The organism is Dyadobacter psychrophilus, assembly GCF_900167945.1.
GTDB lineage: Bacteria > Bacteroidota > Bacteroidia > Cytophagales > Spirosomataceae > Dyadobacter > Dyadobacter psychrophilus.
This window is the reverse complement of the sequence record NZ_FUZA01000002.1, coordinates 1291817-1306376: the sequence shown is the minus strand read 5'-3', so window position 1 is coordinate 1306376 and position 14560 is coordinate 1291817. Positions and strand designations below refer to the sequence as shown.

At 46.1% G+C, this 14560-nt stretch carries 12 protein-coding genes; 5 read left to right on the top strand and 7 right to left on the bottom strand.

Translation table 11 applies throughout. The features are described from left to right. The first annotated feature begins 23 nt into the window (after positions 1-23). From B5X68_RS12350 to B5X68_RS12335, 4 genes are all read left to right on the top strand, one after another. Positions 24-956 (top strand): RraA family protein, encoded by a 933-nt coding sequence (locus B5X68_RS12350; RefSeq protein WP_082214977.1) that lies wholly within the window; start codon positions 24-26, stop codon positions 954-956. Between the two features lie 38 nt (positions 957-994). Next, on the top strand, positions 995-2479 hold the full coding sequence (locus B5X68_RS12345; protein ID WP_082214976.1) for a mandelate racemase/muconate lactonizing enzyme family protein: 1485 nt from the start codon (positions 995-997) through the stop codon (positions 2477-2479). An 89-nt stretch (positions 2480-2568) separates the two neighbouring features. After that, positions 2569-4845 (top strand): cation:proton antiporter, encoded by a 2277-nt coding sequence (locus B5X68_RS12340; protein WP_229208377.1) that lies wholly within the window; start codon positions 2569-2571, stop codon positions 4843-4845. A gap of 40 nt (positions 4846-4885) precedes the next feature. Continuing rightward, positions 4886-8128 carry a cyclic nucleotide-binding domain-containing protein gene (locus tag B5X68_RS12335; RefSeq protein ID WP_082214975.1) on the top strand — a complete coding sequence of 1081 codons (3243 nt, stop codon included), beginning with the start codon at positions 4886-4888 and terminating at the stop codon, positions 8126-8128. Here B5X68_RS12335 and B5X68_RS12330 read toward each other — a convergent pair. Genes B5X68_RS12330 through B5X68_RS12315 form a run of 4 tightly spaced genes read right to left on the bottom strand, consistent with a single transcriptional unit; the run spans position 8123 to position 11504 of the window. After that, entirely contained in the window at positions 8123-8692 is a 570-nt protein-coding gene (locus B5X68_RS12330; protein ID WP_082214974.1) for an HD domain-containing protein, read from the bottom strand. The two genes, B5X68_RS12335 and B5X68_RS12330, sit on opposite strands and share 6 nt — an antisense overlap. A 2-nt stretch (positions 8693-8694) precedes the next feature. Continuing rightward, positions 8695-9741 (bottom strand): adenylate/guanylate cyclase domain-containing protein, encoded by a 1047-nt coding sequence (locus B5X68_RS12325; protein ID WP_082214973.1) that lies wholly within the window; start codon positions 9739-9741, stop codon positions 8695-8697. Then, positions 9738-10112 carry a response regulator gene (locus B5X68_RS12320; RefSeq protein WP_082214972.1) on the bottom strand — a complete coding sequence of 125 codons (375 nt, stop codon included), beginning with the start codon at positions 10110-10112 and terminating at the stop codon, positions 9738-9740. Before B5X68_RS12320 ends, B5X68_RS12325 begins: the two co-directional genes overlap by 4 nt. Before the next feature lie 27 nt (positions 10113-10139). Further along, a complete protein-coding gene (locus tag B5X68_RS12315) occupies positions 10140-11504 on the bottom strand; it encodes a sensor histidine kinase (RefSeq protein WP_082214971.1) in 1365 nt (454 codons plus the stop codon). Between the two features lie 36 nt (positions 11505-11540). Here B5X68_RS12315 and B5X68_RS28635 point away from each other — a divergent pair, with 36 nt between their 5' ends. Continuing rightward, entirely contained in the window at positions 11541-11774 is a 234-nt protein-coding gene (locus B5X68_RS28635; RefSeq protein WP_141110274.1) for a hypothetical protein, read from the top strand. Here the strand turns inward: B5X68_RS28635 and B5X68_RS12310 are convergent. From B5X68_RS12310 to B5X68_RS12300, 3 genes are all read right to left on the bottom strand, one after another. Further along, a complete protein-coding gene (locus tag B5X68_RS12310) occupies positions 11752-12435 on the bottom strand; it encodes an NAD-dependent epimerase/dehydratase family protein (protein WP_082214970.1) in 684 nt (227 codons plus the stop codon). The genes B5X68_RS28635 and B5X68_RS12310 overlap by 23 nt on opposite strands. 194 nt (positions 12436-12629) lie before the next feature. Continuing rightward, complete coding sequence (locus B5X68_RS12305) at positions 12630-13484, bottom strand: oxidoreductase (protein WP_082215338.1); 855 nt, start codon at positions 13482-13484, stop codon at positions 12630-12632. A gap of 87 nt (positions 13485-13571) precedes the next feature. Then, positions 13572-14474 carry a helix-turn-helix domain-containing protein gene (locus B5X68_RS12300; protein WP_082214969.1) on the bottom strand — a complete coding sequence of 301 codons (903 nt, stop codon included), beginning with the start codon at positions 14472-14474 and terminating at the stop codon, positions 13572-13574. Between the last annotated feature and the right edge of the window lie 86 nt (positions 14475-14560).

The window sequence follows — 14560 nt, the reverse complement described above, 5'->3', positions numbered from 1 at the left end:
TTACAACCAACCCTTAATTACTTATGCTTAAACAAAATCTGTTTACGGGGGCCCTTCTCCTCCTGACATTGGCTTCACAGGCGCAATCTATCTCACCCACACCGGACCAGATCAAGGCCTACACCTCGGCATGGAAGGGTGAGCGCTCTGCGGACGGTCGTCCAAAAGTGTCAGATGCAATCCTGGCGAGATTGAAAAACATTTCCATGGAAGAAGCCTGGGGTGTTTTGAGAAATAAAGGCTATCATAATCAATTCGAAGGTGAATGGCAGCTGATCTATCCTGACAGCGCCATGACAGGGCGTGTAGTAACGGCTCAGTATGTTCCCGCCCGCCCGGATTTGGAGGCATTGGTAAAAGAAACCGGCAAAAAAGAAGGCCGGGTACAAACAGGAGGCACCAATTCGTGGCCTATTGATGTACTCAAAGACGGCGACGTTTACGTGGCCGACGGCTACGGAAAAATTGCCGATGGAACATTGATCGGTGACAATTTGGGAAACTCCATTTTTGCTAAATCAAAGCGGGGCGTAATTTTCTACGGTTCTGTGCGTGACGTTGAAGGACTGAGCGAGATCAAGGGTTTCAATGCATGGATCAAAGGGCAGGACCCTTCATACATCCAGCAAATGATGCTTACTAACATTAATACACCCATTCGCATCGGCCGTGCTATTGTGCTTCCCGGTGATGTGGTTTTGGCTAAAAAATATGGGACGATCTTCATTCCTGCTCATCTGGTAGAAGAGCTTGTGCTAACCTCGGAGGTAACTGCATTGCGTGATGAGTTTGGCCATTTACGGCTCAAAGAGGGAAAATACACGCCCGGAGAAATCGATACAAAATGGTCTGACGTGATTCAGAAGGACTTTTTGAATTGGGTTAACAACTATCCCGGCAAACTTCCTATGACGAAAAAAGAACTGGACGATTATTTAAAACAAAGAAATTACTAAGGCCAGGGGCCAATTTGCTAACCTCAAAACTTACGCTAATGAAAAGCATTTTAACAGACATCATTGCTTCTAACAAACAAGTTGAACAAGCAGAGAAAGTAGTAACCGCTGCTGAAATAAATAATCCCGCGACGAAAGACAGCCGCCGTAACTTCTTGCGGAAAACGGCCGTAGGCGGAATTGCATTGGGCGGGTTCATGTCCATGTCAACCGAGGACACCATTGCGCAGGCCACTTCCAAGGTAAACCGCGCTTCCAAGCCCTCGGAATTAAAAATCACTGACCTGCGCTATTGCATTGTGCAAAATGTAGGCCGCACGCCCATTATCCGCATTGATACGAACCAGGGAATTTATGGTTTGGGCGAAGTGCGCGACGGTGCTGACGAGCGTTATGCATTGTTTTTGAAAAGCCATTTACTGGGTCAAAATCCATGTAATGTGGAACAGCTTTTCAAATCGATCAAACAGTTTGGCTATCATGGCCGGCAGGCAGGTGGCGTTTGCGGGGTTGAGATGGCACTTTGGGACCTCTGCGGAAAGGCCTATAATGTGCCATGCTGGCAGCTTTTGGGCGGTCGTTACCGGGATAAGGTGCGCCTTTATGCGGATACGCCTGAGTCCAATGATATCAATGAATTCAAAGAAAAAATTAAATTCAGGACGCAGGATCAGGGTTATACCTGGCTGAAAATGGATGTTTCCATCGGAATGTTGCGGAATAATGAGAACAGCGTGGTCAATAACAAGTTCTGGGGTGGCGGGTTTTCCCAATGGGCGGGTGATTACCATTCCTACGCAAATACCAAACACCCTTTCACAGCAATCCAGATCACACCAAAAGGTTTGGATGAAATGGCAAAAGTCGTTGAAGACGTCCGTAGCGTTGTAGGTTACGAAATCCCGCTTTCAACGGACCATTATGGCCATTTTGACTTAAATAACGGCATTCGCCTGGGTAAAGCATTGGATAAATATCGCCTGGCATGGCTCGAAGACATGGTGCCCTGGGAATATACAGACCAATGGAAAACGATTTCCGACGCATTGGAAACACCCACGTTGACCGGCGAGGACATTTACCTGAAAGAGGGCTTCAAAGCATTGATCGACAAACGTGCCGTAGACATTGTGCACCCCGACCTTGCATCATCAGGAGGCTTGCTGGAAACCAAGCGGATTGGCGATTACGCAGAGGATAACGGGATCGCTATGGCCATGCACTTTGCCGGAACACCCGTTAGCTTCATGGCAAATGTGCATTGTGCAGCTGCCACGCAGAACTTTCTGGCATTGGAACACCATTCCGTGGATGTGCCCTGGTGGGAAAGCCTGGTGAAAACAACCGACGGCCGCAAGCTGATCGACAAAGGTTACGCACCTGTGCCGCTGGAAGCACCGGGACTGGGTATCGAACTAAACGAGGAAGAGGTAAAAAAACACCTCAATCCGAAGGACAAAAGCTTCTTCGCGCCGACACCAGACTGGAACGAAAAGCGTTCGCACGACCGGTTATGGAGCTGAAAGCATAAAACGGGGTTTCCAATCTTAACGCATTGGAAACCCTTATTTAGCATTTATTCGCTATTTTGCGCTCTTCACACCCATTACTAATGATGAAGAATCTGCGCAATGTACTTTTCTACACGATAACAATTGGTGCCTTTTCTGCTTTGCTTTATTTTTTTATCAAGCAGGGCAAATCACTCGAAAACGCTGATTTACTGGCCGGTGACCCGGTTGCCACCACATCTTCCTGGGACCAGTTTACAGACACTTTCCAGCATAACCTATCCCACCCGCTCGCCACGCTGCTCTTACAGATCATTACCATTATTTTGGTTGCGCGTGTTTTTGGCTGGTTGTGTAAATCCATCGGTCAGCCGACCGTAATAGGGGAAATTGCTGCCGGAATTTTTCTCGGCCCCTCGCTGCTCGGATTGTATTTTCCCGAATTCTCTACATTTCTTTTTCCCGCTCAGTCGCTGGGCAATTTACAGTTCCTGAGCCAGGTCGGACTGATCCTGTTCATGTTCATAATCGGGATGGAACTGGATCTTAAAGTGTTGAAAACCAAGGCACAGGAAGCCATTGTGATCAGTCACGCCAGCATTATCCTGCCTTTTGCACTGGGGGTCGGGCTTGCGCTTTATATATATCAGCAGTTTGCACCAGACGGCATCAGCTTCTTGTCATTCGCACTTTTTATTGGAATAGCGCTCAGTATCACGGCATTTCCGGTTCTCGCCAGGATTGTTCAGGAGCGGGGGCTGTCGCGCACAAAGCTGGGCATGATGGTGATCACCTGCGCCGCCACAGACGATATTACCGCATGGTGCATCCTGGCAGCAGTTATTGCCATTGTGAAAGCAGGGGACTTTGTGAGCTCCATTTATACCATTATCCTTGCCGGGGCCTACGTATTTTTAATGCTCAAAGTGCTGAAACCCGTACTGAAACGGGTCGGAGACCATTATTCCTACCGTGAAGGATTAACCAAACCGGTGGTTGCCATGTTTTTTGTGGTGCTCATGTTCTCTTCGTACTGCACCGAAGTGATTGGCATCCATGCATTGTTTGGCGCATTTATGGCCGGGGTAATAATGCCTGCCAATCAGAACTTCCGGAACATTTTTATTGAAAAAGTGGAGGACGTTTCCATGGTGCTGCTCTTACCGCTTTTCTTCGTTTTTACGGGCTTGCGCACACAGATCGGGTTGCTCAATGATCTTTATCTGTGGGAAATTACGGGCCTGATCATTGCAGCCGCGGTAACCGGAAAGTTTATCGGAAGCGCGGTTGCGGCACGTTTCGTGAACCAATCCTGGCGTGACAGCCTTATTATCGGATCCTTAATGAACACGCGGGGGCTGATGGAGCTGGTCGTGCTGAACATTGGTTACGATATTGGTGTGCTCTCACCCGAAATATTTGCAATGATGGTCATTATGGCACTTGCCACCACTTGTATGACGGGCCCTGCGCTGGATCTCATCGACCGTTTCTTTCCGGAAAAGAAATGGGAGGCCGCGGCGGAAACCAATGAAGATCCGGGATTTTCTATCCTCATTGCATTTGCCAGCCCGCAGGGCGGAAAGAAAATGCTCCGTTTGGCTTATCATTTTATACAAAAACAACTCGCTTCGCATCATATTACGGCATTACACCTTTCTCCAAGCAGCTATCTCAACCAGGTTAATACCGAAGAATACCAGCTGGAAACATTCAGGCCGATAACCGAAGAAGCTGCTGCGCTGGAAACACAATTTGCATCTCTTTTTAAGCCGTCCCAAAACATTGAGCACGATATCATAGAAACCGCCAATGCGGGAGAATATGATATGCTCATGATTGGAATTGGCCGTACGGTATTTGAAGGAACATTTCTGGGTAAAATCCTGGGCTTCACCTCCAAGATCATCAGTCGCGAAAGGCTTTTTGACACTATTTCAGGAAAAGAAAAGCTATTTCATGCCGACGTTTTTGATGAGCGTACCACGCACATTATCAAGTCGGTGAAAATTCCTGTGGGCATCCTGATTGAAAAAAACCTGAGCAAAGTCGAAAATATATTTATTCCCATTTTTTCTCCGGATGACAAGGTTTTGTTTCAGTTTGTAAGAAAGCTGGCATTACGTGAAAGCATAAATCTGGCCATCATGGATCCAACCAACGCTGCAAGCCAATCCCCTGAAATCCAGTCGGAGCTGGCGGCGATCAGTGACTATAATAATGATCGGGTCAGGTTGCTTCATGAGAATGTGCTTGAAAAGGATTTTTTACAGCAACAAGACCTCATGATCATCAGTCTCGACAGCTGGAAAAAGGCCGTTGAGTCCCACAGCCTTTGGTTGTCGCATTCACCCTCAGTTTTGATCGTGCGGGGATAAATGTTTATTTTACATTAGCGACGACAGCATTCCAGAAAATATGATATCCCAGATTAAGAATAGCAAGATTTTTAGTTCAATTAACCCCCAGACGATCCTTTTCTTCTTTCACAATTTTTTTATCAATGTTGGTACAACGCTGGTTTACGTCTCTGCCAATGTTCTTTTACTCGAAAACCATCCCGAATATTCGCTGCCGATCGCTTATGTTGCCGCTGCTCTTGCGGTAATGGCAGCAGGAAAAGTATATGAATATTTTGAACATCACCTCGTTCTGAAACGCCTGAGCCTGGGTACCATGTTGTCCTCGCTTTTGATGGTGGTGGTGGTGATGGGCCTGCTCTGGGCCGGTCACGGCATTGCAACCGCCATTGCGATTATGGTCGGTTACCGGATCATTTATCTGCTCATTAATCTTGAATTCTGGGGCTTATCTGCATTGGTTTTTGATGTGCGCCAAAGCAAAAGGCTGTTCAGCGTGATCGGCTCGGGTGATATGCCTGCCAAGGCGCTGGGTGCGGTTTTAGCGGTTTTGATACATTCTCCATCGGTTTTAATGATCCTGCTGGTCATCTCCCTTGTATTTTTTGCGCTGGCATTTTACACACAGGTCCTGACGTTCCGGTTCACCGAGATCCCTAATCCGCATCACGCCCGCCCAAGACAAATAAACGCTTCGGACTCGAAGATCATTCAGAAGTATTTTGGTGGGAACAAGTTGCTTACCTCACTTTGCCTGGGTATGGTGTTCGTAGCTGCCGCTGCGACGTGGATAGAATATCATTTTTTTGTAAATGTCAAATACAAATTTCATAGCCAGCACGATGTCATTGGCTTCGTAGGAACATTGTTATCAGTCACTTACGTAATTTCTACATTTGTAAAACTGATATTTTCAGGAAAAACGGTTGAACGCTTCGGTGTAAAACTAACGCTGTTTCTGCTGCCTTTAACCACGATATTTATATCACTCGGACTGCTCATCTCATCCTATTTCAGAAAAGACGAACCCTCGTTACTGGTCTATTACTGTGCCGCTTACCTGCTTTTTGAATTGGTCAGGCGGACCATTTTCGATCCGGTTTTCCTTGTTTTGTTTCAACCGCTTTCTACCAAAACACGTTTGAAAGGACATACGCTTGCCAAAGGTTTGTTTGAACCGTTGGGTATGCTCATCGCCGGGGGCCTCTTATGGATCATTTACACGCAGAAACTAAGCAACATCAGCCTCACCTTTGACCTTTCCCTCCTATTCGCAGTAGCGGCTCTTCTTATTTTCCGAAAAGCATATGGACATTACATTCAGGAGTTGAAGAACGCGATCAGCAAAAGGTTTATACGAAGCGGCGAAATGGCCTCCCCGTCCGAAGCATTGCCCATTATCACCGAGAATTTGAAAAGCGAAAGGAAGGAAGAAGTCCTTAACGCGATTGACTGGCTGGCACGAAACAAGGAATCTGTTTTTCGCAGGAACGTTGATTCTTTGCTCAAAAATCCAATCACAGCGGTTCGCTTGAAAACGTTGCAAACCCTGGCGTCACTTGAAAAACCGGAGCTTTCGGAAACCTTTCTTAAATACATTGAGACCGAGCCTGATACGGCTTGCCAGACGCTGGCCGTCCGAATTGCCGCTTCCAAATCTCAGCTGACAGATGAGCAACTGGCGCGTTTTCTGGCGCATGAAGATCTGGACATTGTGAAGGGATCGATTTTGGGAAGTTGGGAAGCTGGCAAAGCATTGCCACTTATTCATGGCACATTACGCAGGCTTTTCCAGTCGGAGCAGGAAGATGCGCAGTTGATTGCATTGGATTGTGTGAAGACCACCGGCCTGAAGGCATACGAGGAATTTGTAAAATCCTGCCTGCGTAATGGCTCGGAAAAGGTTCGGAACTATGCGCTGGAAGTGGCAGCAACCGTGGGCTCACCACAGCTTTTGCGAGAATTGAAACCATTGCTCACCGGCTCATTGTCGAGACAAACGGTAGCATCCCTGATCAAATCCGGCGACTCGGGCATTGGCATTGTGGAAGAGTGGCTGCGCAATGATCCCTCGCGGGAGCGCATGCAAACGCTCATAAAAGTAGCAGAAAAGACAAAACACGAATATATACTTCAAATACTTTTTAAACTTATTAAAAATATTTACCATAATATAAATTTAGTAAATTCAAAAAGTAGTATACATTTTAGTGGGATTGATACTTATATTCATCGGGATGCATTGAAAGCATTGACCAATTACTCGTTAATGGCTGATTACAAGCAGATTGTTTCCGAGTTCGTTGAAAAGGAATTGTTTCATGCTTCAATGATTTTAAATGGTATGGACGAAGATGAAGCGGACGAGACGTGGAATAGTACATTGGATTATGAGTTGGAGCTCACCAGTCAGCGCCTGTTTTACCTCTTTATGATGCAATATGATAAAGACGCGGTCCAGAATGCCTGGAAGGGAATCAGGCATGCTTCGCGCGAGAAAAGGGCCAATTCACTCGAAATGATCGAGAGCTTTTTGCCCCGCATGCTTTACCCTTCGTTACATGCATTGTTTGAAAACATCCCCATTCAAAAGAAGCGTGAGGCGCTGCGCCAGTATATGGGCAACCAGGAAGCCGGCGTGTCTCTGATCCCTTACATTTTGACACAACAGGAAAAATTATTTACGGAATGGACCATTGCGCTGGCTGTTAAAAAAAGCGAAGATCCAACCGAACTTGCATTAATAGAAAACCTCAACACACATTCTTCCCGGCTTATCCGGGACGCTGTGCGTACAAAATTTGCAACAGATGCAGACGCTTCGACCCTTAATCTGACAACTAATACGATGAAACACGCAGAGACCTCCCAGCAGATTTCGGAAATGGAACGGGTAATTGTTTTGAAAAACACACAACTTTTTGCCCAAACCCCCGAAAACGTGCTCAGCTCCATCGCGCCGATCATGAAAGAAATTACTTACAGCGACGGCCAGGAAATTTTTGCAAAAGGAGATCCGGGTGATTCCATGTACATTATTTACACGGGGCAAATTGGCATTTATGATGGTAAAAAGCAGCTTGCACTGTTCGATAAGGGTGAGATTTTCGGGGAACTGGCCTTACTCGATACGGAGCCAAGATCGGCAACAACGGTTGCAGAAACGGATACATTGGTTTTCCGGATCGATCAGGAGGATTTCTTTGAGCTGATGGAAGAACGCGACGAGATCCTCAAAAACGTACTGCGTATCCTTTGCCAGCGGATCCGTGCGCAGAACGAGAAAATGCGCCTGCTATAATAAGGTTTCGAGATTCGCCTGTTTGGGAAGTTCCCGCAGGCGCTGCGCCGACTGCGTCCAGTATTTGTGCGCGCCGATGAATTTAACCTGAATTGCATTCCAGGCGTCGATATCGGTTACCATATTTCTGGCTTTGAGCTCTCTGTACAATGTTTCGGCGATGGGTTCAAAGTCTGCACGGCCGAGATAATCCAGATCGGCATCACAAATGATCTGTTCCAGATGTGTTTTCGGGCTTTGAGGGATCCGGGTTGCCAGGATCATTCCGCATATAGTTTCAATTTGGCCGGGATTGTAACCAAAACCCGGCAATGCCTCGCGCGCAATCCTGCATCCTTCCTGCTCATGTTCTTGGTAGGTGTACATGAAGCCTGAATCATGGTATAGTGCAGCTGTTTTCAGCAAATCGCGCGTTTCCTGATCGTTGACACCTTCCAGAGCAGCCAGATGCAATGCAGCGTTGGCAACATCCAGCGTGTGATGCAAACCGTGATAGTAAAGTGTGTCCGATAACCTCCGTCGAAATTGGTCGACGATGTAAATTTCTGCCTTTTCAACATTCATGACTATTCCAAAACTTCGTAGATCTTAACAGGATTGGCCTTATTTTTAAGAACAACCTCTCCCACCAGATTACAATTAAATGCTTCCTTAACAGCAAGGTAAGCAGATTCAGGAAGCAAAACCTGACCTGGTTTTGCCGCATTCTGTAAGCGTTGCGCAACATTAACTGCATCTCCGATAACGGTATAATCCAGTCTTTTCAATGCCGCAGAACCAATGTTACCCGACACCATTTCCCCGGAATTAATGCCAATAGAAACTTTTGGGAAATAACCCGAATGTCCCTCAGGCTCTTCTTTGAAATTATTGATCTGGTTTCTGACAGCCAGGGACGTTTCAATGGCGCGGTCCAAGTGATATTCGCCCCGAAAAACGGCCATAACGGCGTCTCCCATGAATTTATCAACCAGCCCGCCTTGGGCGATGATTTCCTTAACCATAACATCAAAATACTTATTGATCAGCTTCACAACCAGATCCGCCGGTTCATTTTCGGAAATTGAAGTAAAACCGCACATATCCATAAACACAACCGTTGCTTCAATGTTTTCGCTCGTCATCAGCGACTTTTCAAATGTATCCTGCGTCATAAATTGCAGGACGGAGGAATCCACATACATGCGCAAAATATCATTCTCACGAACTGCCTTCAGCGTTTCGCGCAGCTGCGCCACATAGGTGAGCGTCTTCTCCATTGTGACTTCAAGATCCTTGAAATCAATGGGTTTAGTAAGAAAATCAAATGCGCCCCGGTTCATGGCTGTGCGAATGTTGTCCATATCGCCGTAAGCGGAAACGATCACCGATTTGAGGATCGGGCTCAGCTCGCCCAGGCGGATAAGCAGCGTCAATCCATCCATTTCGGGCATATTAATGTCACTCAGCACCATGTCCGTATCAGGGTGCTCCACGAGTGCTTCAAGGGCTTTATAGCCGTTTTCGGCGAAAATAAATTCGTATTCCTGCTCGCGGATCTGTCTTCTGAATTTCTGCTTGATCAGCAATTGCAGATCCGCCTCATCATCCACAACCAGTATTTTGGCTTTCATAGGGTTTTCAGCAATTTCTCTTTTAATTCAACAAAATTGACAGGCTTCGTTAAGAAATCATCTGCACCAAGCTTCATTGCCTGATCATGGTTGTTGCTATCACCGTATGCCGTTATCATCATTACTTGCGGCGGCGCGGCTGGAAAATCCTTCCGGATCGTCTTTAACAACTCTATTCCGCTCATGCCCGGCATATTAATGTCCGACAAGATCATCACCACTTCGGAAGGGTGCTCGGCCATAAAATGCAGCGCTTCTTCACCTGAAAAAGCAAATGAAAATTCAAACTGTGCGCTACGGATCTCCTTTCTGAATTTTTGTTCAAAAAGCGACTTAACGTCTTCCTCGTCATCCACTACAAGTATTTTCATATCAAAATCAATAAAGCGCCGAACTGATCAGGCGATTGGAATTGTGATCTTAAACTCTGTTTTTTCTCCCGGAACGGTCTCTACATCGAGCATTCCGTTATGGGCGTTGGTAATGATATCGTAACTCATTGAAAGGCCCAGTCCGGTGCCCTGCCCTGTTGGCTTCGTCGTAAAAAACGGCTGGAATATCTTGGCTTTTACTTGATCCGGCATGCCGGTGCCGTTGTCGGTAACCCTTATATAAAGCTTTCCTGCGAACATTTTGGTGGAAATTTTCACTTCCGGCTTGTAGTCGTCCAGCTTGCCGGCCTCCGTTAACATTCGTTTTTTCTCGGCTACGGCGTAAAATGCATTCGTAAAAAGATTCAGAAAAACCCTTCCAAGATCCTGGGGCATGACCATCACCTTGCCAATGTTGGGATCAAAATCGGTGACCAATGTCGCATTGAATTCCTTATCCTTGGCGCGCAGACCGTGATAAGCGAGCCGCATATATTCGTCCGCCAACGCATTGATCTCTACCGCCTCCTTCTCACCTGAAGAAGCGCGCGAATGCTGAAGCATTCCTTTAACGATCGAATCTGCGCGTTTACCATGGTGCGTTATTTTCTGCTGGTTTTGGCTCAAATCGGCAATAATGCCTTTGATATAGTCCTTATCTTCGTCTGAAATGGATGTTTTATTCACCTCTTCTTCCAGTTCCTGGCAAAGCTCAACAGAGACTTCCGAAAAATTATTGACAAAGTTGAGCGGGTTCTGAATCTCGTGCGCAATGCCCGCCGTAAGCTCACCCAGCGAGGCCATCTTTTCGCTCTGGATCAGCTGGTTCTGAGTCGATTTCAGGTCTTCGATTGCTTTTTGCAATTCTTCTTTTTGCGCTGTGAGTTCCATTGTGCGCTCTGCGACAAGATATTCCAGTGATTCCTTTTGCGCCTTGCTTGCCATTTCTTCCCGCAGCCGGTCCTCGCGTTCCTTTAAAAGGATCTTTCGCTGTTTCTGCGCATAAAACCATATGACAAAGCATAGTACAAATGCAAAAGAAGTGGCAATGTTAAACCAGTCATCGTACTCCGCATAAAATTTCGGAGCTGCTGCTTCCAATATATCACTAATGATGGATATGGCTACAAATGGAATGACAGACTGAGTAACTGACCTGATCGGACTAAAATCTTCCTTGGTGTAAAGAATATAGATGATCAGGATCATGAAAACATGCCAGATCCAACTGAACCAATCCGGGCTATCCGCAATGTAATAAGTAGAAATTAATGCGATGCTGATATATCGTCCATAAAGCAATAAGCGGTCCCAATTTGGGAGACTGGTGGCTGTATGCAATGAGGACCGAACATACTGGATCAGGAAGAACGAAACGAGAAAGTAATCCATGCAGGTTTTACGGTGCGGTTTTTTCCGTTTTTATGAATGTCAATTTCACAGCAAAGTAATTATTTTCACGGATTTTCTTACATTAAGGTGAAACAGGAATTTATCAGATCAGGGATGCCGCAAACCCACCAGTTCACCATCTTGCTAAGCCAGAGACTCTTGCTATTTGGCTTAATGACGCTTTGTTTCGTCGCGCAGGGTGCAACGATCAGGGAAATATCTTCGCCTGATGGCAAAACAAAGCTTTCTACCGGTCCGCAACGATCTTAATGTCTTTCACTTCCAGCACGTTCTTGTCGTAACCGAATTGTGTAACCTTTATCATCGCCTGCCCAACCTGGGCGAGCGTTGAAACGGCATTTGGGAAAATGACCTTAAAAAGAGGATAAAGCCAGGACAAATATTTTACAAATGACAATGTGTTTTTCAAACCCGGCGTTGGGTGCATATATCCCGGTCGAAATGCAAAAACCTGCTTGAATGGCAATTTCATCAGGTCATTTTCAGTTTTTCCCTTTACGCGCGCCCACATCGAACTTCCTTTTTCCGTGCTGTCCGTGCTGGCTCCTGAAACGTAACAGAACGTCATATCCGGGTTATGCTTTACCAATGTTTCCGCCACATGCAATGTTAATGTGTAGGTGATCCTGGTATATTCCTGTTCCTTCACACCCACGGAAGAGATCCCAAGGCAGAAGTAACAAGCATTATAACCAATCAACCGATCCGCAATCGGCCCCAAATTCAGAAAATCACCATGAATGATCTCTTTTAACTTCGGGTGAACGATGCCGGATGGCTTTCTATTAATGATCAAAACCGCTTCTACATCATCGCTCTGCAAACATTCATGTAAAACACCCTCGCCCACCATACCCGTAACGCCGGTGATAATGGCTTTTATTTTGTTGCTTTTCAAATTTTCTGTCATCGTTTCATATGAGTAAGAAGTGTTGCTGACTTGTCATGCGGAGCGGACCATTACTTGTCCTGCTGAACGGACGATTACTTGTCCTGCTGAGCGGAGTCGAAGCACGTCACTCCTTGGTAACGTGCTTCGACTCCGCTCAGCAGGACAAGTGAATGAACGCTTAGCAAAACAGGACAATCGCCCTCTAATATATCCTAAACCTCCTCTGTATCAAAGTCAGTTGAAACCGTCAGCTCTTTCCAGTCTGCCAACTCTTTTTGTACGGCGGCGATTTTGCCATTTGCTACCGAAAATGCGTCACTGCCGAGAAACAGGTTCATGGGCGGGTTGGCTTCGGAAACAATGCGGATCATTGCTTCTGCCGCTTTTTCCGGATCGCCGGGCTGTTTTCCGTTGATCTCATTTTGATGCGCGTTTTGCGAGTCGCGTACTTCCTTATAGTCTTCAATCTGGATTTTTGGGAGGCCTATGGACGAATCTGTAAGGAAATTAGTCCTGAAATAACCTGGTTCCACAACCGTTACATGCACCCCGAACGCCCTTACTTCCTCTGCCAGCGACTCGGAAAGGCCATTGACCGCAAACTTGGTGGCACAATAAGCGCCAAATCCAGGAAAACCACCCATAAAGCCTCCTATTGAGGAAATATTGAGGATGTGCCCCGACCGTTGTGCACGCAAGTAAGGCATTGCTTTACGGATTACCGTGAAGACACCAAAAACATTGATTTCAAAATTCTCGCGCACCTCGTTGTCCGAAAGTTCTTCCACGCTTCCCAATAAACCATAACCGGCATTATTGACAACCACATCAATGCGGCCGAAATGTGCGACGGTTTTTTCAATCGCTTCCTGCACGCTCGCTTCGCTTTTCAGATTGGTTGCCAGCGGCAAAAATTGTGGGCTATCATTACCGACCGCTTTTTGCAGATCTTCCAGATTTCGTGAAGTAGCAGCCACTTTGATGCCGCTCGCAAGCAGTTTTTGAACCAATGTCAGCCCCAAACCTTTCGAAGCACCCGTTACGAACCAAATTTTATCAGTTTCCATCTTTTTGTTTGTTTTAATTTGATGAAACAAAATTAGGTCACCGGGAAAAATCCGCCATTGCGCTGTTCAAACAGATGATTGCGAAATTCAAACAATCCTAAAAGAACTGGGCGTCTGACTGGTTTGCTTCTTGAAAAAGTTATTGAAATGTGCGGGTTCCTCGAATCCCAGACTGTAGCTGATCTCTGAAATATTCCAGTTTGTGTGCTTCAAAAGCGCAACCGCCTCGCTTGCAATGCGTTCAGCAATGTGCGTGGTGGTTGTCTTACCAGTAGTTTCGCGGATTGCTCGGTTCAAATGATTAACATGCACGGACAATTGTTGCGCGAAATCGTTTGCGGATCGAAATGTAAAACGCTGCGAAGTTGACTCAATAGGAAATTGCCTTTCCAGCAACTCCGTAAAAACCGCTGTAATCCTCGAATTGGCATTTGGATGCTGATATAACGACTCGGAAGGCTGCATTTTCATCGCATAATGCACCGTTTCAGTAACATAGTTGCGGAGCAGATCATATTTATATTGATAATCTGAATTAATCTCTTCCAGCATTTTTTCAAAAATTCCCTGAACATGTGCCTCTTGCGCTTCATTGAGCAGGTAAGCCGGTTTTCCGCCCGGTGTAAACATTGGCAAATCACCCAATCCGTCGCGAATCCTGCCTGAAAAGAAGCCTTCGGTGAAAATGCAGAAGTAGCCGGAAATGCTGTCAGGCCCGCCTTCCCAGGTGTACGGAACCTGCGGATTGAAGAAAATCAATGTCGGACCATCGGTTTCGAGGCTTTTATCTGCATAATGGTAAATGTTCTTTCCACGGATAAGGGTAATTTTGTAAAAATCCTTGCGGCTGTACTGAATAGGCGCCGAATTCGGTCCCATACAATCTTCCAAACGGAAAACATTGAAATGACCAATGTCCTGTTGAAGATTATCCGGCAGCCAATTAAACTTATGCTGATAAAATTCTTCGAGTGTTTCTGAATTTGCCATAGAACGAAGTTACAAAATTCAAATAGAAATAGTAGAATCCAAATGATATAAACTTGTTAACCTGTCCCTTTTGAAATACTCTAAAA